The sequence below is a fragment of the Clostridium peptidivorans genome, assembly GCF_900205925.1.
Classification (GTDB): domain Bacteria; phylum Bacillota; class Clostridia; order Clostridiales; family Clostridiaceae; genus Clostridium_AK; species Clostridium_AK peptidivorans.
In genome coordinates, this window is record NZ_OAOD01000024.1 from 1 (window position 1) to 23,261 (window position 23,261).

Sequence of the window (23,261 nt, forward strand, 5' to 3'; positions counted from 1 at the left end):
TCAAACTCTCAATTTAAAAGTTTAATCTGTTTCGCTCATCGCGTTTCTTAACATTTAACTGTTAAGTAATTGACTGGTTTCTATTCTCTGTTCAATTTTCAAAGACCCTGTCGCTCCAACCGACTTTTATATAGTAACATTTCTGTTTCTTCTTGTCAACAACTTTTTAAAATCTTTTTTAAAAAACTTTGTCGACTTGTCTGTCGTTTTTTGTGACGACATGTGTTATTTTATCATCTATACACTATTCTTCTATTATTATATCCGTTGTTATAGATTAATATACTTATATTTCATTATTTTTCTTACTTTTTCTTGATTTTTCTCATATTGATACACCAGAAAAAGTTGTACTTGAATTTAAATATAAAAACGTCCTTTAATTAGATTAAAGGACGTTTTTATATTTAAATTATTCAGTTTCTATATCAGTTTCTATAGAGGTATTTATTTTTGCAATTGCCAATACCTTTTCATTTTCTTCTGTTTTCATCAAGGTAACACCCATAGCATTTCTACTTGTTATGCTTATATCTGAAGCTAATATTCTTATAGCAATATTACTACTATTAATAAGCATAATTTCATCTTCATCTTTTACAATTCTTGCTGCAGTTATCTTACCTGTCTTTTCCGTAACTTTATAAGTGATTAGTCCTTTACCACCCCTACTTTGAACCTTATATTCGGATAGGTGCGTTCTTTTTCCAAATCCATTTTCACTAACCACCAATACATCTTTATCCTCTTCCACTATATCCATACCTACAGCTATATCACCTTTTCTCAAGGTAATAGCTCTTACTCCTGTAGCTGTTCTTCCCATAGGTCTTATATCTTTTTCACTAAATCTTATGGCAAATCCATCTGCAGTTACTATAAATATCTCTGCATCTCCTCTTGTTTTCTTAATCTTTAGTAATTCATCATCTTCTCTTAAGTTTATAGCATTTAATCCATTTTTTCTTATAGAAGAAAATTCCCTTAATGGAGTTTTCTTAATGACTCCATTTTTAGTACCCATTATCAAATATCCCTCATCATTTAAATCCTCTATAGATATAACTTCTCTAACACTTTCATTAGGATTTAATGGTATAAGATTAATAAGATTAATTCCTTTTGCTACTCTTCCTGCATCAGGTAATTCATAACCTTTAAGTTTATATACTCTACCTAAATTAGTGAAGAATAGTAAATTACTATGAGTAGATGTTACAAATATTCTTTCTATAAAATCATCTTCTTTAGTGGTCATAGCCTGAATTCCTTTTCCCCCTCTTTTTTGTGAGGAATATGCATCAGAAGAAATTCTCTTTATGTATCCTGAGTGAGTTAAAGTTATAACCACTTCTTCTTCTTGTATTAGATCTTCTATATCTATTTCATCTATTCTCTTTTCAATCTGAGTTCTTCTTTCGTCTCCATATTTGTTTTTTATTTCATTTAGTTCATCTTTTATAATACTTAGAACCATCTCTTCACTATTTAATATCTCTTTTAAATGATTAATCGTATTTAAGAGCTCTGCATATTCTTCTTCTATCTTAGCTCTTTCTAGACCTGTAAGTCTTTGAAGCCTCATATCAAGAATGGCTTGAGCTTGTTTTTCAGATAATCCAAATTGAGTTATAAGTCCATTTCTAGCTTCTTCGGTGTTTTTAGAACCTCTTATTACTTTTATTACTTCATCTATGTGGTCTAATGCTATTCTTAATCCCTCTAAAATATGAGCACGTGCTTCTGCTTTATCTAGCTCAAACTTACATCTTCTTCTAATTACTTCTTTTTGAAATTCTATATAATAAACTAACATTTGCTTTAAATTTAAAACTTGAGGCTCATTATTTACAAGTGATAACATTATTATTCCGAAGGTATCCTGCATTTTTGTATGTTTATAGAGTTGGTTTAAAACAATATTAGCATTAGCATCTCTTTTAATTTCTATTACTATTCTCATACCATCTCTATCAGATTCATCCCTAATATCAGAAATTCCTTCTATTCTCTTATCTTTTACTAATTCAGCCATATTTTCTATAAGCTTTGCTTTATTTACTTGATAAGGCAATTCTGTTACTATAATTCTTTGTCTTCCCTTTTCTTCTTCTTCTATTTCTGCCTTAGATCTTATAATTACTCTTCCTCTACCAGTTTCATAAGCCTCTCTTATTCCACTAGTTCCAAGTATTATTCCTGACGTTGGAAAATCCGGGCCTTTTATTTTAGACATTAAATCTAATACTGTAGTATCAGGATTATCTATTAATAGATCTATTCCTTCTATTACTTCTCCTAAATTATGAGGAGGTATATTTGTAGCCATACCTACCGCTATTCCTGATGACCCATTAACTAAAAGATTAGGAAAACGTGAAGGAATTACTTCTGGTTCCTTTTCAGAACCATCAAAATTTGGCGTAAAATCTACAGTATTTTTATTAATATCCCTTAACATTTCTACAGCAATTTTACTCATTTTAGCTTCAGTATATCTCATAGCTGCTGCAGAATCACCATCTACAGAACCAAAATTACCATGACCGTTTACCATCATGTATCTTATAGAAAAGTCTTGAGCCATTCTTACTAAAGCATCATAAACAGAAGAATCACCATGAGGATGATATTTACCTAATACATCTCCAACTATTCTTGCGCACTTTCTATAGCTTTTATCTGGAGAAAGACCTAATTCATACATGGAATATAATATTCTTCTGTGCACAGGTTTTAAACCATCACGCACATCAGGAAGCGCACGGCCTACTATAACACTCATAGCATAATCAATATAGCATCTTTTCATTTCTTGTTTTATATCTACTTCTAAAACTTTACCCTCATTGAACATTCATCTCTCACCTTCCAACTATATATCAAGGTTACTAACTTTTTTAGCATTTTCTTGTATAAATTCTCTTCTAGGCTCTACCTTATCACCCATAAGTATAGTAAATATTTCGTCTGCTGCCATAGCATCTTCTACCGTTGCTTTAAGTAAAATTCTTTGTTCTGGATTCATAGTAGTTTCCCAAAGCTGCTCAGCATTCATTTCTCCAAGACCTTTATATCTTTGAATATCTGTATTATTATCCCTTCCACCTATATCAAATAGTATTTTTTCTAATTCCTTATCTGAATAAACATATTGCTCTTTTTTGTTCTTAGTCACCTTATATAACGGTGGTTGCGCTATATAAACATGCCCTTGCTCCACTAACTCTCTCATATATCTATAGAAAAAAGTAAGTAGTAGTGTTCTTATATGTGCACCATCTACATCTGCATCTGTCATTATTATTATTCTATGGTATCTTATTTTTGAAATATCAAAGTCTTTTCCTATTCCCGCCCCAAAAGCTGTTATCATAGATCTAATACTATCTGAATTAAGTATCTTATCTAGTCTTTGCTTTTCTACGTTCATTATCTTTCCTCTTAAAGGTAAAATAGCTTGAAATGCTCTATTTCTTCCTTGTTTTGCAGATCCTCCTGCTGAGTCTCCCTCTACTATATAAATTTCACATTCCCTTGGATCCTTTGAAGAGCAATCTGCCAATTTTCCTGGTAATGCTGTATTTTCTAAAACAGACTTTCTTCTAGTAAGTTCTCGTGCCTTTCTTGCTGCTTCTCTTGCACGAGAAGCCATTAATGATTTATCTATTATTGTTTTTGAAATTTGAGGGTTTTCTTCAAGGAAAATAGATACACCTTCACCTACTATATTGTCAACTATGCCTCTAACTTCACTATTTCCAAGCTTAGTCTTTGTTTGTCCTTCAAACTGTGGATCAGTTAGTTTAATTGAAATTACTGCTGTAAGGCCTTCTCTTATATCTTCACCTGAAAAATTTTTATCATTTTCTTTTAAAAATCCAAATTTCTTAGCATAATCATTAAACACCCTTGTTAATGCATTTTTAAAACCTGTTAAATGGGTTCCCCCTTCTACAGTATCTATATTGTTTGCAAAAGAAAATATATTTTCTGTATAGCTATCATTATATTGAAGGGCTATTTCTACTATATAATCATCCTTACTGCCTTCTATATAAATAGGTTCATCATGTAAAGCCTCTTTATTTCTATTTAAATAAGCTACAAAGGATTTTATTCCTCCTTCATAATGGAATTCATTCTCTTTATCTACTCTTTCATCTATTAATATAATTTTAATTCCCTTATTCAAAAATGCTAGCTCTCTTAGTCTTTGAGCTAATGTATCATAATCAAAATCAATTTCTTCAAAAATTTCTGGATCTGGATTAAAATAAGTCCTAGTTCCGTGGTCATCTGTAGGTTCTAGCTTTTCAAGCCCAGTAACTGGCTTACCTCTTTCATAACTTTGTCTCCATACATATCCTTCTCTTGAAACCGTAACTTCACAAGTTTCTGAAAGAGCATTTACAACAGAAGCACCAACTCCATGAAGGCCTCCTGAAACCTTATATCCTCCTCCACCAAACTTACCTCCTGCATGTAATATAGTCATAATGACCTCTACTGTTGGTTTTTGCATTTTAGGATGCATACCTACAGGCATCCCTCTACCATTATCCTTAACTGTAATAGAATTATCTTCATGTATAAGTACATTTATTTCATCACAATACCCTGCTAGAGCCTCATCGATGCTGTTATCTACTATTTCATATACCAAATGATGTAAACCTCTAAGGCTTGTGCTTCCTATGTACATACCAGGCCTTTTTCTTACTGCTTCTAACCCTTCTAAGACTTGTATCTGACTTTCATCATATGCTTGATTCTTGTTTTGTTCCATATATATCCTCCTTAGCCTTAAGGTTCATAATATATTACTTCTGATCGTTTATTTAAAGTAGACGATGAAATTGGAGATAGATATATTTTACTCTTCTTATCTACCTCTGCAATAATAAATGATTTTGGCTTTTCTTTAGTTATGCGATATATAAATCCATCTTCTTCTGCCATTCTTAAAAATTGTGCTGTATCTGAACTATACATACAAGTTTCTATATCAAAAATACCTATTACATCTTTTAAGGGCACTACAACATTTTCACCTAAATGTAAAAACACAAATATTCCTCCTTAACCTAGAGTGTATGATTTTTTTCTACACATTTTCCATTAGTTACTTTAAAGATTTTTGAATCATCTTGTATTAGATAATTCTTTATATCATTAAATCCAGTACATGTTATTATTGTCTGTATATTATTAATAGAGTTTAATATATACTTTTGTCTCTTAGAATCAAGTTCTGAAAGTACATCATCTAACAATAATACTGGATACTCTCCTGCAATTTCCTTTATTATTTCTAAGGATGCAAATTTTATAGTTAAAACTGAAGTTCTTTGTTGCCCTTGAGAACCAAAACTCCTTGCATCTATATTATTTATTTTAATAATAAAATCATCTCTATGTGGTCCTAAGGAAGTAGTTCTTTTTTCTAGATCTTTTTCTCTATTACTTATAATTGCATCTAGAAACTCATTTTTATTATACTCCTTAAAATTTATAGATGAACAATAAGAAAAACTTATGTCTTCCTTTCCAGATGTTATTTCTTTATGTATAATTTTGCCCTTACTATTTAAATTTTTAATATAGTTTTTTCTATCTCTTATAATAGCTGTTCCATAACTAGCCAGTTGCTCATCATATACATCTAACATATTTATTAAAGATTCACTTTTATGTTTAATAATCATATTTCTTTCATTTAAAACTTTATTATATTGAACTAAGTTATGATAATATGATTTACTTAATTTGCACAATTCTATATCTAAAAATTTTCTTCTAAAGGACGGGGATTCTTTTACAATTTTTAAATCTTCAGGAGAAAACATTACCACATTTAATACTCCTAAAAGCTCTGAAAGCTTATTTATCTTAATAGAATTTATATTAATTCCCTTTTTTCCCTCTTTAAAAATCTTTATTTCAATTTTCTTATCTAATCTTTCTTTTTCAACGTAAAGTTTTATATAAGCACTTTCTCCTTGCCAATTTATAAGTTCTTTATCTCTAATTGTTCTGTGGGATTTTCCTATACTGGAATAATAAATACTTTCTAAAATGTTGGTTTTTCCTTGAGCATTATCTCCAATAAAAACATTGACATTTTTACTTAATTCTATACTTAACTCTTTATAATTTCTATAATTAATTAACTGTAAATACTTTATATACATACAAAACACCCATTATACAATTATATCATAATATTTTCAATTCACCTAAATATAAATAAAAGAGTTAAGATCTGCCTAAAATTATGCCTTCAATAAAGCTTTTATTTATATATCTTAAACTCTCTTAACTCCAATTATATTAAACTATTATAAACTCTTCTCCATCTACTTCTATTTTGTCACCTTTTGTTAACTTTTTTCCTCTTCTAGTTTCAATTTCTCCATTTACCTTCACCATTTCATTTTGAATAAAATATTTTGCATCTGAACCTGTTGATATAGCACCACACCACTTAAGAAAAGCATCTAGCTTTATTATATCTGTATTTATTTTTATTTCAATCATATCATTAATTCCCCTTAGTTATTTAATAATCTAACTGGTAATACAAGATAAGTACAATTATTTACTTCATTATTTTTTATAATACAAGGCGTTACGCTACTAGATAATTCCATGGAGATTTCCTCTTCATCCATTATTTTTAGAGCATCTATTAAATACTTTGAATTAAATGCAATTTGCAGCGGCTGTCCTTGCAGAATTATGCTCAATTCTTCTCTTACCATTCCCAATTGAGAATTAGAAGTAATAATCATATTTTCTCCTTGTATATCTAATTTTATTAAATTAGTATTTCCGTCTTTACCCATTAATGAGGCTCTTTCTATACATCCTAGTAATTCAGATCTTTTAGTTATTACCTTGAGGTTATACTCATCTGGAATAATGGACTTATATTTGATAAACTCCCCCTCTAAAAGTCTTGATATTATTTTAGTTTCTCCTATTGTAAATAAAATATGATTTGGGGTAAATGTTATATTAACTTTTTCTTCACTTTCTTCTAATATCTTAGATACTTCATTTAAAGTTTTACCTGGTATTACAGCGTTTATTGTACTTTCACTATCAATGTATTCAGATTTTACTGCTAATCTATAACCATCAAGTGCAACCAAATTAAGGTTTTTATCCTTTATTTCAAATAACAATCCTGTGAGTATTGGGCGTGTTTCTTCTTGTGCTACAGCAAATATGGTTGACTTTATCATACTTTTTAATATGTTTTGTGGAATTTTAAAAATTGTATTTTCATTTATAGTTGGTAGTTCAGGAAAATCCTTTGCATTCATATGTATTAGAGTAAATTTAGATTTCTGACATATTATTTCTATTGAATTATTGTCCTTTGTACTTATTTCAATTATATCATTAGGTAATTTTCTTATTATTTCTCCAAATATCTTTGAATCAACAACAATTTCCCCTTCTTCAAATATGTCTGCTTTTATTTTAGTTTCTATACTTAGATCAATATCTGATCCTGTTAATATAATAGATGAATTTGAAGCTTTTAATAATATACCTTGTAATACAGGCATTGTTGATTTTCCTGTAACAGCTTTTTGAGCAATAGATATACCTTCTTGAAGATTGCTTTTTTCGCATGTGAATTTCATATGTAATCCTCCTTAATTATCAACACTAAATAATCTTTCTAGATAGAATAGATATAATAGATATTTATAGTAGTAATAGTAGTAGGGACTGTGGATTTGTTAATAAGTGCTATCAGGCTATACAAATCAACGAAAAATAAGAAAAAATAATTGTGGATAAGTTGTTCTGCGTCAACTAACTTTATCCACATAATTATAAAAAATAAAAGTTTTTTTTATTATCCACAGCTATTAATAAAAAAATAATGCACAAGTGTTAACTATTTTTGAGTTATTTTTTTACTTAACTCGCTAACTGCGTTTTGCAAAGATTCATCTTCCTTTAAACTTGAAGAAATTTTTTCATATGCATGTATTACAGTAGTGTGATCTCTTCCTCCAAATGCTTCACCTATTTTAGGCAGTGAAGTATCAGTAAGCTTTCTAGAAAGATACATAGCAATTTGCCTTGGAAAAGCTACATTACGTGTTCTTCTTGCAGATTTGAAGTCTTCAACTCGTAAATTAAAGTAGCTAGACACTATATCTTGTATAGATTCTATGGTAACTTGCTTAGAATGTTTATTAGATATAATATCCTTAAGTGCTTCTGAAGCTAAGTCTACACTAATTTCTTTATTAGTTAATGAGGAAAAGGCAACTATTCTAATTAATGCTCCTTCAAGTTCTCTTATGTTAGATTTTATTTTAGTGGCTATATATACTAGTACTTCATTTGGAATACTTAGATTTTCTACATCTGCTTTCTTCTTTAATATAGCCATTCGAGTTTCAAAATCAGGAGCTTGAATATCTGCAATAAGCCCCCATTCAAATCTAGAACGAAGCCTATCTTCTAATGTAGGTATTTCCTTAGGTGGTCTATCACTTGATAAAATTATTTGTTTATTTGATTCATGTAAGTCATTAAATGTGTGGAAAAATTCCTCCTGTGTTCGTTCTTTTCCTGCTATGAATTGAACATCATCTATTAAAAGTACATCTATATTTCTATATTTATTACGAAATTCTACATTTCTATCATCTTTTATAGAATTAATGAGCTCATTTGTAAATTTTTCAGAAGAAACATATACAACTTTAGAGTTAGGATTATTATCAAGAATATAATGACCTATAGCATGCATTAGATGAGTCTTTCCAAGTCCAACTCCTCCATATATAAAAAGTGGATTGTAAGCTTTTGCAGGGGCTTCAGCTACTGCTAAAGATGCTGCATGAGCAAATCTATTGCTATTACCTATGACAAAGGATTTAAAAGTATATTTAGGATTTAGCATAGCTGACATTTCATCACTTACAACTATATTATTACTTTTTTCAGGTATATTATTAGAAGGACTTTTTTCTAAATCTATTACTTCTTCTGTAGAAACTATAAATTCTACATTATATCTTTTAGAAGTTATAAGTTTTAAAGCATTAATAATAAGATCTTTATATCTACTACTTAAAATGCCTTTAGTAAAATCATTAGGGACACATAAATAAAAATAATCCGCTTCTATTTTTAAAGGAACAATGCTTTTAATCCAAGTATTAAAACTTACCTCTGTAAGTTCTCCTTTAATAATAGTTAATGCATTTTCCCATATATCTTTTAATTGGGCATTCATATTTTATCCTCCAGTTCAAAATATTAAATATTAAATTTAAATAGAAAATTCCCTAATTAACAGTAAATCTACAAATTTATACACATCATTATAGGTTGTTGACAATTATTAATAAAAATATTCACATGTTAATATTTTTGTACATAGTTTTTTATTCAATTATTTATTAACATGTGTTAATAAATAATTGATAACACTATCAACATATGAATAATCAGGTAAAAACAAGTCTAGAATATGTATGATAGGAAATAAAAAGAAAAAATATAACAACTTATACACATACTTATCCACAAGTGTGGATAAGTTCAATATTAATAAAGGTTATTAACAGTCCTTTATTAATAATATCAAAACGTGTATAGGTATTCAAGAAGTTATCCACAAAAAATAATTTTAAAATATTCCCAAACCCTTTTTCTTGACAGAAAGGGTAGGTATATATATAATTTAATAGTAAAACTATAAATAAGGTAGTAAGTTAATTGCTATACACATTATACAAAAAGGGGGTGTAGCTAAATGTTTATGACATACCAACCAAAAAAGAAGCAGAGAAAGAAAGAACATGGATTTAGAAAAAGAATGAAGACTAAATCAGGAAGAAATGTTCTTCAAAGAAGAAGACAAAAAGGTAGAAAGAGATTGACAGCATAAGGCCGCATATTGTGGCCTTTTTCTGCAACCGCAAAAAAGGAGCAATAGATATGAAGAAGTATAAGCTAAGAAAGAATGCAGAATTTAGAGTGGTCTACAGAAGAGGAAAGTCTTTTTCTAATGAATTATTAGTTTTATATGTGTATAAAAATTATAAAAATAAAGATAGTAGATTTGGCATATCAGTTAGCAAAAAAGTAGGTAAAAGTGTAATAAGAAGTAGAGTTAAAAGGTTAATTAGAGAGAATATACGTCTTAAATATAATAATATAAAAGAAGGATATGATTGTGTAATTATAGCAAGAAATCCCGCTAAAGATAAGAATTATCATCTTATAGAAAAATCTCTGTTAAATTTGCTAGAAAAGGCAGGATTAATTAAGAATTGAGAAGTATTATGATATTAGTAATTAAAGCATATAGAAAGTATATTTCACCTCTTAAAAGACCATGTTGTAGATTTTACCCCACTTGTTCTCAATATGCATTAGATGCTATCAATAAATATGGAGTATTAAAAGGAAGTTTTATGTCAGTTAAAAGGATTTTAAGATGTAATCCTTTTAATCAAGGCGGATATGATCCTGTTGAATAATTTGACTGGAGGTTTATAATGAGTAAGTTAAACAACGCGTTAGTTCAATTCTTTGTTTTCATTCATCAGTTAATATCGAATTTGATTACAAATCCTAACTATTCCTATGGCATAGCCATTATATTAGTTACATTAATAATAAAATTAGTATTATTACCTTTAAATATTAAATCAATTCGTTCTAGCGTAAGAATGAATGAAATACAGCCAGAAACAAAGAAAATTCAAGAAAAATATAAAAACGATCCACAAAAATCCCAGCAAGAAGTAATGAAGCTTTACAAGGAAAGAGGTATAAATCCGTTAGGAGGATGTTTACCTATATTAATTCAATGGCCAATATTAATAGCTTTATATTATGTATTTAATAATATTTCAGGAATAAATGGTGTAAGCTTTTTATGGGTAAAAGATTTAGCGAAGCCAGATGTAGTACTCGCAGTTTTAGCTGGAGCCACTCAATACTATGCATCATTATTGATGGCACCTCCAGGAGATAGTCCTCAGGCTAAGCAAACTAGCACAATGAATATTAGTATGTCATTATTTATGATATTTATAAGCTGGAGGCTTAAATCAGCCTTAGTTTTATATTGGGTAATAAGTAATGTAATTCAAATGGGACAGACAATTCTTACAAAGAAATTAGAGGAAAGACATAAGGCACTTAATGCTTAAAAGGGGGCCTACGGTATGAAATATATTGATATGACTGGAAGAACCATAGCTGAAGCTACAAAAAATGCTTTAAAGGAATTAAATGTTACAGAAGATAAGGTAAAGGTAGATATTCTAGATAAAGGAAATAAGGGTCTGTTTAATTTAATTGGTTCTAGACCAGCAAAGATAAGAGTAACAGTAAAAAAAGACTATACATGTGAAGCAAGAGAGTTCTTAAGAGAAGTTTTAAATTCAATGGGGATAAAAGCTGAAATAAGAATTAGAGAAGAACAGGATGCTTTAAAGATAATTCTTGCAGGCCCTGAAATGGGTTTACTTATAGGATATAGAGGAGAGACGTTGGATTCGCTGCAGTATCTTGTAAGTCTTGTTATAAATAAGGATCATGAAGAAGAATATAAAAGAGTTATATTAGATACGGAAAATTATAGACAAAAAAGAGAAGAAACTCTTAAAAGGTTAGCTTTAAAGATAGCTAGTAAGGCTAGAAGAACAAGAAAGGTTGTTAAACTAGAACCTATGAATCCTTACGAAAGAAGAGTCATACACTCTGTTCTTCAAAATGACCCAGAAGTAAAAACATATAGTGAGGGAGAAGAACCTTATAGAAGAGTTGTAGTAGATTTAAAGAAAGCCTAATATGGCTTTCTTTTTAAATTTATAGTAAAATGAGTTAATTAGTTAAACATTATTAAATATGAGGTGAAACTTATGAAAGAGTTTGATACTATTGCTGCAATTGCAACTGTGTTAGGTGAAGGCGGTATTTCTATTATAAGAATTTCTGGAAGCAAGAGCTTAGATATTGTAGATAGTATTTTTAAAGGAAAAAATAATAGAAATTTATTAGATATAAAGCCATATAGCATGAGATATGGTTTTATAATAGAAAAAGGAACAGAAGATGTATTAGATGAAGTTTTGGTAACGTATATGAAGGGACCAAGAAGTTACACTGCAGAAGATACAGTAGAGATAAATTGTCATGGTGGAGTTACACCAACTAAAAGAATATTTCAAGAAATTATAAAGGCAGGAGCAAGAGTTGCAGAGCCAGGTGAATTTACAAAGAGAGCCTTTTTAAATGGAAGAATTGATTTAAGTCAGGCAGAGGCTGTTATAGATATAATAAGAGCTAAAACAGAGTTATCCATGAAGTCAGCAGTACTTCAATCTAATGGTAGAATTTCTAAAGAGATAAATTCTTTAAGAAATAGGCTACTTCAAATCATAGCTCATATTGAAGCAACAGTAGATTTTCCGGAGGATGATTTGGAGGAAGTTACATCTAATCAAGTTAGTATTCAAATTGAAAATATAATAAATGAGGTAAACCAGCTTTTAATTACAGCAGATGAAGGAAAGATTTTAAGAGAAGGATTAAATGTAGTTATAGTAGGTAAACCTAATGTAGGAAAATCCTCCTTATTAAATGCTTTATTAAAAGAACAAAGAGCTATAGTAACTGAAGTACCAGGAACTACAAGAGACGTTATAGAAGAATATATAAATTTAGATGGTGTACCTATTAAAATAATAGACACAGCAGGAATTAGAGAAACAGAAGATATCGTTGAAAAAATTGGTGTAGAAAAATCAAAAGAAAAAATAATGGAAGCTGACTTAATAATTTTTATGATAGATTTAAGCAGGAAATTAGATGATCAAGATAAAGAAATAATGGATTATATACGAGATAAAAAATATATTGTTTTATTGAATAAAAGTGATTTAGAAAATAAAGTAGTTAAGGAAGACTTAATAGGCTTAAATTTAAAATATATAATTGAAAGTTCAGCTAAAAGTGGTAAGGGATTAGATGAGCTTAAAGATTCTATAAAAGAATTGTTTTTTAAAGGAGAAGTAAAGAATCAAGATATAATTATAACTAATGCTAGACATAAAGAAGCATTGATTAGAGCTAAAGAAAGCTTAAGCTCAGCTCTAGATACATTAAATAATACCTTAGCAATAGATTTATCATCCATAGATATAAGAAATGCATGGTCAAAGCTCGGGGAAATTACAGGCGATACATTAGAAGAAGATATTATAGATAAAATATTTTCAGAATTTTGTTTAGGAAAGTAGGGAGAATATATGAAGTATTATGCAGGAGATTACGATGTAGTAGTAGTAGGGGCAGGCCATGCAGGATGTGAGGCAGGGCTTGCAGCTGCTAGAATGGGATCTAAAGTACTAGTATGTACAATAAATTTAGATAGTGTAGGAATGATGCCTTGCAATCCTAATGTTGGAGGAACAGCAAAAGGACATTTAGTAAGAGAAATAGATGCTTTAGGTGGAGAGATGGGTATAAATATAGATAATACCTATATTCAATCTAGAATGCTTAACACTTCAAAGGGACCTGCTGTACATTCATTAAGAGCACAGGCAGATAAGCAGAAATATTCTCAAAGAATGAAAAATGTTTTAGAAAGTCAAGAAAATCTAACAATGAAACAAATAGAAGTAGTTGCATTGGATGTAGAAAATGGTAAAATTAAAGGTGTACTTACAAAAAATGGTGCATATTATGCGACTAAAACTGTTATTCTTGCAACAGGAACATACTTAAAAGGTAAAGTGATAATTGGAGATGTAAGCTATAGCAGTGGTCCAAATGGATTATTTCCTGCACAGGATTTATCACAAAGTCTTGTAAACTTAGGAATAAGTTTAAGAAGATTTAAAACTGGTACTCCAGCAAGAATAAACAGAAGGACAGTAGATTTGTCTAAAATGATAGAACAACCAGGAGATGAAAAAATAGTTCCGTTTTCATTTATGAGTGAAGAAATAACTAGAGATCAGGTTTCATGCTATTTAACTTATACAAATGAGAAAACTCATGAGATAATAAGGGAAAACATACATAGATCTCCGTTATATAATGGTTCTATAGAAGGCGTAGGACCTAGATATTGCCCTTCTATAGAGGATAAGGTAATGAGATTTCCAGATAAGGAAAAGCATCAAGTGTTCATTGAGCCTGAAGGAGAAAATACTGAAGAGATGTATGTAGGAGGTATGTCAAGCTCCTTACCAGAAGAGGTTCAAATTGCAATGTATCGTAGTGTTCCTGGACTTGAGAATGTAGAATTTTTAAGAACAGCATATGCAATAGAGTATGATTCTATTGATTCTACACAATTAAAATTATCCTTGGAATTTAAAGAAATAGAAGGATTATTTGGAGCAGGTCAGGTTAATGGAAGTTCAGGTTATGAAGAGGCTGCAGCACAAGGACTTATAGCAGGAATAAATGCTGCTTTAAAGGTAAGAGGGCAAGAATCTTTTATATTACAAAGGTCTGATGCATACATAGGAGTTCTTATAGATGATTTAGTTACGAAGGGAACTAATGAACCGTATAGAATGATGACTTCACGTTCAGAATATAGATTATTATTAAGACAGGATAATGCAGATTTGAGGCTTACTGAAATGAGCCATAAAATAGGCCTTGTTACTGAAGAAAGATACAAAAGCTTCATAAGTAGAAAGGAAGCTATAGAAGGAGAAATAGATCGTATAAAAGCTCTTCAGATAACAAATAAAAAAGAGATAAATGAAACTTTAATATCTTTAAATTCATCAGAATTAAAGAAACCAATAAGCTTATATGAACTTATAAAAAGACCTGAATTAGATTATTTTAAAGTAGAGGAATTAGATAAAGATAGAGTTGAATTACCATATGAAGTACAATATGAAGTAAATACTATGGCTAAATATGAAGGATATATACAAAAGCAGTTAGAGCAAGTGGAACAATTCAAGAAGTTTGAGAAAAAGCTTATTCCAGCTGAAATCAACTATAGTGAAGTACATGGTTTAAGAATTGAAGCAGTACAAAAATTAAGCAAAATTAAACCTATGAGTATAGGTCAGGCATCTAGAATATCTGGAGTATCTCCAGCAGATATTTCTGTACTTCTTATATATTTAGAACACAAATATAGACTTTCAAAGTAATAAATTAATTTTAAATTACACTTATATATGAATTATAAAATTCATATATAAGTGCTTTATGGAGGATAAATATGCAATATTTCAATATACTTAAGGCTTCTTGTGAAGATATAAATGTTGATTTTGATGAAAATAAGTATAACCAGTTAATGCAGTATAAAAATTTATTAAAAGAGTGGAATGAAAAAATTAACCTTACTTCTATAACTGATGATGAGGAAATAATAAAAAAACATTTTATAGATAGCATAAAGATATATAAGTTTTTTCCTTTAAAAGATATGAAAAAAATTATAGATGTAGGAACAGGAGCAGGCTTTCCTGGACTGCCTATTAAAATAGTTGATGAAAAGAAACAAGTAGTTTTATTAGATTCATTGAATAAAAGAATAAACTTTTTAAATGAAGTTATTGATACACTTAAACTAGAGAATATAGAAACTATTCATGGAAGAGCAGAAGATGTTGCAAAAGATAAAAGTTATAGGGAATGTTTTGATGGGGTGGTTTCTCGTGCTGTAGCAAATATGAGTGTATTAAGTGAGTTTTGCTTACCATTTGTAAAATTAAATGGATACTTTATTGCAATGAAGGGACCAGCGGTAGAGGAAGAAATTAAGGAAGCTAAAAATGCAATAAGTACTTTAGGGGGGAAAATAGATGATATAATAGGGATTGATATAGAAGAAAGTGACTTAAAGCATAATTTAGTTATTATAAAAAAAGTAAAAGAAACTCCAGGTAAGTATCCTAGAAAGGCTGGATTAGTTACTAAAAGTCCTTTAAGATAAAAGTTAAAATAATTTATTATAAAAATTTTGTTTAATGTAGAAGGAGTTTTAACGGTTAATAGAGAAATTTTAAATAAACGAAAGCACAAGAGGGATGGGTTAATATGGAAGAAAAAGTTAGCTATGTAAATACTGAATTGATTTCTCCTAATGTGTATCAACCTAGGAAATTTTTTAATGAAGAAGCCATAGAAGAATTATCAAAATCTATAAAAGTTTATGGCATTATTCAACCCTTATCTGTAAGAAAGATTAGTGAAGATAAGTTTGAACTAATAGCAGGAGAAAGAAGATTAAGAGCAGCAAAAAAGGCAGGCTTACAAGAAGTACCTGTTATAATTGTTGATGTCTCGGATAAGGACTCAGCAGCAATAGCTTTATTAGAAAACATACAAAGAGAAGATTTAAATTTTTTAGAAGAAGCTGAGGCATATTACAATTTAATAAAAGAACATAGTTATACTCAAGATCAGTTATCAGAAATAATAGGTAAAAAGCAATCTACTATAGCTAATAAAATAAGACTATTAAGATTAACTTCTGGAGTTAGAAAAATTCTAATAGAAAATAATCTTACAGAAAGGCATGCTAGAGCTCTTCTTAAATTACCTGCAGAAGAACTTCAAAAAAAGGTTTTAAGCGTTATAATTAAAAAGAATTTAAACGTAAAGAAATCAGAAGAACTTATAGAAAAAGAATTAAATAAGCTAATAGAAAAGAGCTCTTCTAAAGAGGAAAGAAAAAAAATTAAAGGTATTTTTAGTCCTAAAGTTTATATAAATACTATTAGGCAAGTATTTGATAAGTATGGTTTAAATGCACAGTATTCATCTCAAGATTCAGAAGAAAGTATTCAAATTATGATTACAATTCCAAAGAATAAATGATTTTATAATAAATGTTTCACGTGAAACATTAAAAACTATGTGATAATGTAAAATAACATTTTAGCACATAGTTTTTTATTTTTATACAACTTTTTTAAATAAGTACTTTTTTTATGTACTATATGACTATATAATAAAACTATAAGTATTATTATGAGGCGGTGAATATGGTGAAAGTAATTACAGTATTTAATCAAAAGGGGGGAGTGGGCAAAACCACAACCAATATTAATTTATGTTCTTACTTAGCAATGGAAGGATACAAAGTTTTATCTATAGATATAGATCCACAGGGAAATACTACTAGTGGATTAGGTTTTGATAAGAGAAAAATCAAAACATCTATTTATGATGTAATTACAGATGATACATCTATAGAAGAGGCTATGGTAAAGTGTGAATTTGTAGATAATTTTTACATAGTTCCTTCAACTATGTCTTTAGCAGGAGCGGAAGTAGAAATAATAGATAAAGTTAACAGAGAAAAAATATTGAGAGAAAAAATAAAGGATATAGAAGGAAAGTTTGATTTTGTGTTTATTGATTGTCCTCCATCATTAGGCTTTTTGACTATTAATGCTTTAACAGCTTCAAATAGTGTATTAATTCCTATACAATGTGAATTTTATGCATTAGAGGGAGTTGGACAACTTGTTAATACTATTCAACTTGTTAAAAAGTCATTAAATCCTAATATTGATATTGAAGGAGTAGTTTTAAGTATGTTTGACAGCAGAACTAATCTTTCAAATGAAGTAGTTAGTGAAGTTAAAAAGTATTTTAAGAACAAAGTATATAGCACAACAATTCCACGAAATATAAGATTGGCAGAATCACCTAGTTTTGGATTACCAATAATGTTATATGATAATAAATGCAAAGGTGCAGAGGCATATGAAAAGCTAGCTAAGGAATTCTTAGAAAGGCAGGAGAAATAAAATATGAGCAAGAAATTTGGATTAGGGAAGGGATTAGGTGCATTAATTCCTGAAGATATATCAGAAGATAATGCCTTGCTAAATGGTATGCAAAAGATAGATATTTCACTTATAAAAGCCAATAATACTCAACCTAGAAAAAGTTTTGATGAAGAAAAGATAATGGAGTTATCAGAGTCAATAAAACAATATGGAGTTATTCAGCCTATACTTATTACAAAGGATGAGGAAGTTCATACATATACAATTGTAGCCGGAGAAAGAAGATGGAGAGCAGCAAAGCTTGCTGGAATTAAAGAAATACCTGTTATTATAAAGGAACTAAATAAAAAAGAGATTTTAGAAATTTCATTAATAGAAAATATACAAAGACAAGACTTAAATCCTATTGAAGAAGCTAAAGCATACAAAAATCTTTTAGAAGATTTTAAGTTAACGCAAGAAGAATTAAGTAAAAGAGTAGGTAAATCTAGAACAGCCATTGCAAATTGTATTAGACTTTTAAATTTGGATGAAAGAGTTCAAGACTATGTTATAGATGGAGTTTTAACTGAAGGCCATGGCAGAACATTACTTACTATTGAAAATAAGGAATTACAGTATAAAATATCTCAGATGATTATTGATGACAAGCTAAGTGTAAGAGAAACTGAAAAATTAATAAAATCGCTAAATAGAGATAAAGAGAAACAAAAAAATGATAAGCAAGTTAATCAATATTATCAAGATATAAAAAACAAGTTAGAAGAATTATTTGGAACAAGAGTATTTTTAAATAGTAATAATGATAAGGGAAAGATTCAAATAGAATATTATTCAGAAGAAGATCTTCAAAGAATATTAGATATATTAAAACTTTAGTATTAATTATAAAATGTTTCACGTGAAACAATATGAAAGGAGATATTATATGGAAAATTTAATTGCAGCACTAAATGAAGTTGAGCCCTTTATAATAATAACTCTCGTGGCAATTATAATTATATTAATTATAGCTATCACTGTACAGGGGAAGGCAATAAGTAGATTGGAAGTAAAGTATAAAAGACTTATGAGAGGAGTAGACAATAAAAATTTAGAAAAAATAATAACAAGTTATTTAGATAAAATAGATGAATCTGTAGAAAAAACTGAATATATCAATGATCTGTATAATGAGTTAAGTATTAAGATTAATACCTGCATTCAAAAATTTTCAATTATAAGATATAGGGCATTTGAAGATGTGGGAAGTGATTTGAGCTATTCAATAGCCCTATTAGATAGTAATAATAATGGAGTAATTCTTACTGGACTTTATGGAAGAAATGAAAGTACAACTTATGCGAAACCAATAGATAAGGGTATATCAAGATATGAATTATCTGACGAAGAAAATCAAGTACTAAAAAATGCAATAAATGATAATGAATAGTGTTTAAGAATAAGTATAAAAAACCTCATTTAGGGTAATATTTACCTTAAAGGAGGTTTTTTACTATGGTTATATGTGTTTCAGAAGAACTTAATCATATATCAAATGAATTAAAAAAAAGAGGATACAATATAATAAAATCCCTTGGAGAATGTAGTTGTGATGTTATTATATGCAATCTAAAGGATGGGGGATTAAGTAAATTAACTATGGAACATACTTTGAAAAATGAGGGGATCCTTATAATTGACCTTGGAAGCAAAAATATTGATGAAATAGAATATATACTTAACAATAGAACATATAGCTCTATATTTTAGATTATTTAAAATAAGGAGATGCTTAAATCATATATGATAATTATTAAAACAAAATTATAAATTATCATAAATTATTAGGCATCTCCTCATTTTTAGAGCAAATTATAAATGTTAATTGTTTAAAAGTACCATTTTACTTTTTTCGAATTTTTTACCACCTATGGTTTTAAGTACAGAATGATATATACCTTCAGATATGGTTTCAGCTAATTGCATAACTGTATAAAGACGAGTATTTTGAAGAACCATAAATTCTAGAGAACCAGAAATATTTACAATCCCTGTTATACTTAGATTCCCAACCTCAGGTAAATTTTTATTCATAGCTGAGCCAGGACTCAAGGGCTTTTCTTCAACGCAAACTTTACCTATGTTTTGAATACTCCCAAGACAAGCGTCTATAGCTATTATATATGGATTTTTAAATTTTTTATGTATTTCTTCAATTGTTTCACATAAGTTTTTAGCGTGAACTGGATTTTCTAAGTTCCCATAAATATAAAAATTTTCTCTAGTTAGGAATTTAAGCTTATGTCCAACTAAGGGACCTAAACTATCACCTGTAGAACGGTCAGAACCTATACATAATAGCACAATAGTTTTATTAGATTTAACTACAGGACTTAAAAATTCACTTAAGGTATCTCTTAAAGAAAATATAGAAGATGTAACAGATGAATCAAACATAACTCTTTTTTCCATATAAGCAAAACCTCCTGTTTAGGATTATATCCAAACGGAGGTTTATTATACATAAATTACAATACATCTACAGATTTTAATACTTTATAAAAAACTACTAAGAAGATACAAAAAAACATTCCAGAGACACCATTTACTTTTAAACCTATAAATATAGCAGCAATTACAGATACAGGATGTAGGCCTAATGATGCAGACACTATTTTAGGTTCAACGATTTGTCTTACTACAGTTACAACTATATACCATATTAATATTCCGAAGGCAGTAAAGTAATTTTTAACTATAAAGAAGTAGATTAAAGCTAAAGGAATATATATACCACCAACTCCAAGCACAGGAAGAATATCAAATATAGCAGCTATAACACTTAGTATACCAGCATATTTTACTTTTAAAACTGTAAATCCAATTAATGTTTCTATAAATGTAATAGAGATTACAAGCAAATATGACATTGCATAATTTGTAAGCATTTTTTTTGATTCATGAGATATATGAATCAATCTATCTGAATTCTCATTTTCTATAGCATGCAAAAATTTGGTTTTGGCAGAGGCTAAGTCTCTTGTGAAAAAATACGTTGATATTAAGGTGAATAATACTACCATAAAAAGATAAGGTATATAACTTAAAAATGATATAGTTCCTTGTATTATTTTCCCTGTAATTAATACAGTTAAATTAGAAATCTTATATATATAAGATGATAAGTTTTTTTCTATAACATTTATGATAGATGAATCTAAATTATTATAATATTGTTCTAAATTTTTAAGAAAGTAGTTTATGGTATCACTATTAGCATTTAAATATAGCTGAATATTTTTAGCTAATTGTATAGCTTCTCTAGTAAGAGTAAAAATCACAGTATATAAGAGAAATAAAATTACTGCAAAGAAAATCAATGTAACTAACAACGAAGATATTGAGTTTTTTATCTTTAATTTTTCACATATAAATTTACTTGGTTTTCTTAATATAAGTGCAAAAATTAATGCTAGCACAAAAGGTAATGTATACTGCAAGGTTTTAAAAAAAGTTATAAAAATTAATGTATAAATTATAAAGAACAATATTGTTCTATCAAATCGTTGTAAAAACCGTCCCATTATGTCACTCCCTTTTTAAAAGTTTATATAATGAATTTATAGTATAGTCGATATGCTCTTTAGTATTAAATAATCCTAAGCTAAATCTTAAAGTTCCAGTAGGAAAGGTTCCTATTGTTTTATGAGCTAAAGGAGCGCAATGAAGACCAGTTCTAGTCATAATACCAAAATCTCTTTCAAGTAGCATACCAAGTTCAGAAACATCAACTTTGGAAGAGGTTATGGAAATAGTAGGGACATATTTTAAGTTACTATTATATCCTATAATGCTTATATCATTCATATTTGAAAGTTCTTCTATAAATATTTTAAATAAGCTCTGTTCAGTGTTTTGTATATTACGTAATCCAAAATTTTCTATAAACTTTAGAGAAGAGAGTAATCCTACTATACCAGGCATATTTAATGTGCCACTTTCAAACTTATCTGGTAAAAAGTTAGGTTGTTCTGTGTTATAAGACTCACTACCTGTTCCACCTTCTATGAAAGGTGTCATTTCCGCATTAAATTCATCTGTAAGCAAAAATCCTCCTATTCCTTGGGGACCTAATAGTGATTTATGTCCTGTAAATGCTAATGCACTACAATTAAGATTTTTAAAATCTAAATATAAGTTACCTGCTGTTTGAGCAGAATCTATAATAAAGTATATATTCTTTTCTTTGCATATATCACCTATTTCTTTAATAGGTTGTATACTGCCTACAACATTAGAAGCATGGGAAAGGATAATTAACTTAGTATTTTCTCTTATTGATTCCTTTAAGATATCTATGTCAATAACTCCATTTTCATCGCAATTTATTATGTCAACCTGAATATTTTTGGATTTTTCCATAGATGCTAGAGGTCTTAATATGGAGTTATGTTCCATTGAAGTAGTAATTATATGCCAGCCATCTTTTATAGATGATTTTAATAAAGTATTTAATGATGTAGTTATATTTGGAGTGAAAACTACATTTTCTAACTTGTCAAAGTTAAAAAGTTCAGCAAGTTTTAATCTACAATCAAAAACAATTTCACTACTTTTAATTGAGTTTTTATAAGCGCCTCTGCCAGGATTACCTCCTATTTCAGTCATGTATTTTATCATAGAATCTGTAACTTCATTGGGTTTTGGAAAGGTTGTAGCTGCATTATCTAAATATATACTTATAGTAATCACCATCCTAATTATCTAATAAATTTTGTGTCAATATATTTGTAAAAATAAATTGATATTAATAATTATTTACAAAGTTATAGTATAATAAAAGTGTTAAATATATTATAAGGTAATTACTATTAAATTTACAAGATAGAGGTGAAAAAATGGATAATATAATAAATTGCAAGGGACTTAATTGCCCAGAACCTGTAATTAATACAAAAAAGTATTTTGATTCTATTAATCAAGGAGAAGGTACAGTAATAGTAGATAATGAAGTTGCTAAAAATAATATAATAAAGTTTGCTAAAAATAATAATTACTTATCAGAAATAATAAAGAAGGAAAGTGAATTATACTATATAAAAGTGGTTAAAGAAGCAGGTAATACAAAAGATAAGGATTTATTAAATGATGGGTATACTATTTTAGTTACTACAGATAAATTAGGAGAGGGAAGTGAGGAGTTAGGAAAGATATTAATGAAAAGTTATTTTTATGCCCTTTCAGAAAGTGACAAACTTCCAACGGATATAATATTTCTAAACAGCGGTGTTTTTCTTACAACGGAAGGATCTCAAATATTAAATATTTTAGAGGCTATGAGTAAAAAGGATATAGTTATTTCAAGTTGTGGAACATGTTTAGATTTTTATAATTTAAAGGAAAAGTTAAAATTAGGTGAAATATCCAATATGTATTTTATAGTTGAGAAAATAAATAATTCTACAAAAGTGATAAAGTTATAAATGGAGTGAT

At 28.7% G+C, this 23,261-nt stretch carries 24 protein-coding genes; 14 read left to right on the plus strand and 10 right to left on the minus strand.

Features of this window, described 5'->3' with window-relative positions; translation table 11 throughout:
• Positions 1-412: 412 nt before the first annotated feature.
• From gyrA to dnaA, 7 genes are all read right to left on the minus strand, one after another.
• The gene (gene gyrA, locus CRN98_RS14870) at positions 413-2,857 is read right to left on the minus strand and encodes a DNA gyrase subunit A (protein WP_097028219.1); all 2,445 of its coding nucleotides are present in this window, start codon (positions 2,855-2,857) and stop codon (positions 413-415) included.
• Positions 2,858-2,875: 18 nt separating this feature from the next.
• Positions 2,876-4,789 carry a DNA topoisomerase (ATP-hydrolyzing) subunit B gene (gene gyrB / locus CRN98_RS14875; protein ID WP_097028220.1) on the minus strand — a complete coding sequence of 638 codons (1,914 nt, stop codon included), beginning with the start codon at positions 4,787-4,789 and terminating at the stop codon, positions 2,876-2,878.
• A 17-nt stretch (positions 4,790-4,806) separates the two neighbouring features.
• Positions 4,807-5,070 (minus strand): extracellular matrix regulator RemB, encoded by a 264-nt coding sequence (gene remB, locus CRN98_RS14880; RefSeq protein ID WP_097028221.1) that lies wholly within the window; start codon positions 5,068-5,070, stop codon positions 4,807-4,809.
• Positions 5,071-5,087: 17 nt separating this feature from the next.
• Positions 5,088-6,194 carry a DNA replication/repair protein RecF gene (recF, locus tag CRN98_RS14885; protein ID WP_097028222.1) on the minus strand — a complete coding sequence of 369 codons (1,107 nt, stop codon included), beginning with the start codon at positions 6,192-6,194 and terminating at the stop codon, positions 5,088-5,090.
• 139 nt (positions 6,195-6,333) lie between these two features.
• Positions 6,334-6,540 (minus strand): S4 domain-containing protein YaaA, encoded by a 207-nt coding sequence (gene yaaA / locus CRN98_RS14890; protein ID WP_097028223.1) that lies wholly within the window; start codon positions 6,538-6,540, stop codon positions 6,334-6,336.
• 14 nt (positions 6,541-6,554) lie between these two features.
• Entirely contained in the window at positions 6,555-7,658 is a 1,104-nt protein-coding gene (gene dnaN / locus CRN98_RS14895) for a DNA polymerase III subunit beta (protein ID WP_097028224.1), read from the minus strand.
• A 260-nt stretch (positions 7,659-7,918) separates the two neighbouring features.
• Complete coding sequence (gene dnaA / locus CRN98_RS14900; protein ID WP_097028225.1) at positions 7,919-9,274, minus strand: chromosomal replication initiator protein DnaA; 1,356 nt, start codon at positions 9,272-9,274, stop codon at positions 7,919-7,921.
• A gap of 522 nt (positions 9,275-9,796) precedes the next feature.
• Here dnaA and rpmH point away from each other — a divergent pair.
• From rpmH to CRN98_RS14965, 13 genes are all read left to right on the plus strand, one after another.
• Entirely contained in the window at positions 9,797-9,931 is a 135-nt protein-coding gene (rpmH, locus tag CRN98_RS14905; protein ID WP_035310078.1) for a 50S ribosomal protein L34, read from the plus strand.
• A 50-nt stretch (positions 9,932-9,981) separates the two neighbouring features.
• Complete coding sequence (rnpA, locus tag CRN98_RS14910; protein ID WP_097028226.1) at positions 9,982-10,320, plus strand: ribonuclease P protein component; 339 nt, start codon at positions 9,982-9,984, stop codon at positions 10,318-10,320.
• 8 nt (positions 10,321-10,328) lie between these two features.
• Complete coding sequence (gene yidD, locus CRN98_RS14915; RefSeq protein ID WP_423237106.1) at positions 10,329-10,526, plus strand: membrane protein insertion efficiency factor YidD; 198 nt, start codon at positions 10,329-10,331, stop codon at positions 10,524-10,526.
• An 18-nt stretch (positions 10,527-10,544) separates the two neighbouring features.
• Complete coding sequence (locus CRN98_RS14920; protein ID WP_097028228.1) at positions 10,545-11,204, plus strand: membrane protein insertase YidC; 660 nt, start codon at positions 10,545-10,547, stop codon at positions 11,202-11,204.
• Between the two features lie 15 nt (positions 11,205-11,219).
• Positions 11,220-11,846 (plus strand): RNA-binding cell elongation regulator Jag/EloR, encoded by a 627-nt coding sequence (gene jag, locus CRN98_RS14925; protein ID WP_097028229.1) that lies wholly within the window; start codon positions 11,220-11,222, stop codon positions 11,844-11,846.
• A gap of 72 nt (positions 11,847-11,918) precedes the next feature.
• A complete protein-coding gene (gene mnmE / locus CRN98_RS14930; RefSeq protein WP_097028230.1) occupies positions 11,919-13,298 on the plus strand; it encodes a tRNA uridine-5-carboxymethylaminomethyl(34) synthesis GTPase MnmE in 1,380 nt (459 codons plus the stop codon).
• A 9-nt stretch (positions 13,299-13,307) separates the two neighbouring features.
• Positions 13,308-15,188, plus strand: coding sequence for a tRNA uridine-5-carboxymethylaminomethyl(34) synthesis enzyme MnmG (gene mnmG, locus CRN98_RS14935; RefSeq protein ID WP_097028231.1), 1,881 nt, complete (start codon positions 13,308-13,310; stop codon positions 15,186-15,188).
• 71 nt (positions 15,189-15,259) lie between these two features.
• Positions 15,260-15,979, plus strand: a complete 720-nt coding sequence (gene rsmG, locus CRN98_RS14940; RefSeq protein WP_097028232.1) for a 16S rRNA (guanine(527)-N(7))-methyltransferase RsmG — start codon at positions 15,260-15,262, stop codon at positions 15,977-15,979.
• A gap of 104 nt (positions 15,980-16,083) precedes the next feature.
• Positions 16,084-16,866: a ParB/RepB/Spo0J family partition protein gene (locus tag CRN98_RS14945; RefSeq protein WP_097028233.1), complete on the plus strand. Its 783-nt coding sequence runs from the start codon at positions 16,084-16,086 to the stop codon at positions 16,864-16,866.
• Positions 16,867-17,036: 170 nt separating this feature from the next.
• On the plus strand, positions 17,037-17,804 hold the full coding sequence (locus tag CRN98_RS14950; RefSeq protein ID WP_097028261.1) for a ParA family protein: 768 nt from the start codon (positions 17,037-17,039) through the stop codon (positions 17,802-17,804).
• Positions 17,805-17,807: 3 nt separating this feature from the next.
• Positions 17,808-18,665: a ParB/RepB/Spo0J family partition protein gene (locus CRN98_RS14955; RefSeq protein ID WP_097028234.1), complete on the plus strand. Its 858-nt coding sequence runs from the start codon at positions 17,808-17,810 to the stop codon at positions 18,663-18,665.
• Between the two features lie 49 nt (positions 18,666-18,714).
• Positions 18,715-19,218 carry a DUF4446 family protein gene (locus tag CRN98_RS14960; RefSeq protein ID WP_097028235.1) on the plus strand — a complete coding sequence of 168 codons (504 nt, stop codon included), beginning with the start codon at positions 18,715-18,717 and terminating at the stop codon, positions 19,216-19,218.
• A gap of 65 nt (positions 19,219-19,283) precedes the next feature.
• Positions 19,284-19,538 carry a YkuS family protein gene (locus tag CRN98_RS14965; protein ID WP_097028236.1) on the plus strand — a complete coding sequence of 85 codons (255 nt, stop codon included), beginning with the start codon at positions 19,284-19,286 and terminating at the stop codon, positions 19,536-19,538.
• A 111-nt stretch (positions 19,539-19,649) separates the two neighbouring features.
• On the opposite strand, the gene yyaC is transcribed toward CRN98_RS14965, so the two are convergent.
• The 3 genes from yyaC to CRN98_RS14980 are packed head-to-tail and all read right to left on the minus strand — an operon-like array spanning position 19,650 to position 22,511.
• Positions 19,650-20,240 (minus strand): spore protease YyaC, encoded by a 591-nt coding sequence (gene yyaC, locus CRN98_RS14970; protein ID WP_097028237.1) that lies wholly within the window; start codon positions 20,238-20,240, stop codon positions 19,650-19,652.
• 56 nt (positions 20,241-20,296) lie between these two features.
• Positions 20,297-21,352: a sporulation integral membrane protein YtvI gene (gene ytvI, locus CRN98_RS14975; RefSeq protein WP_097028238.1), complete on the minus strand. Its 1,056-nt coding sequence runs from the start codon at positions 21,350-21,352 to the stop codon at positions 20,297-20,299.
• A 4-nt stretch (positions 21,353-21,356) separates the two neighbouring features.
• Positions 21,357-22,511, minus strand: a complete 1,155-nt coding sequence (locus tag CRN98_RS14980) for an aminotransferase class V-fold PLP-dependent enzyme (RefSeq protein ID WP_097028262.1) — start codon at positions 22,509-22,511, stop codon at positions 21,357-21,359.
• Between the two features lie 155 nt (positions 22,512-22,666).
• Between CRN98_RS14980 and yedF the strand changes: the two genes are divergently transcribed.
• Complete coding sequence (gene yedF / locus CRN98_RS14985; protein WP_097028239.1) at positions 22,667-23,251, plus strand: sulfurtransferase-like selenium metabolism protein YedF; 585 nt, start codon at positions 22,667-22,669, stop codon at positions 23,249-23,251.
• Positions 23,252-23,261: the final 10 nt, after the last annotated feature.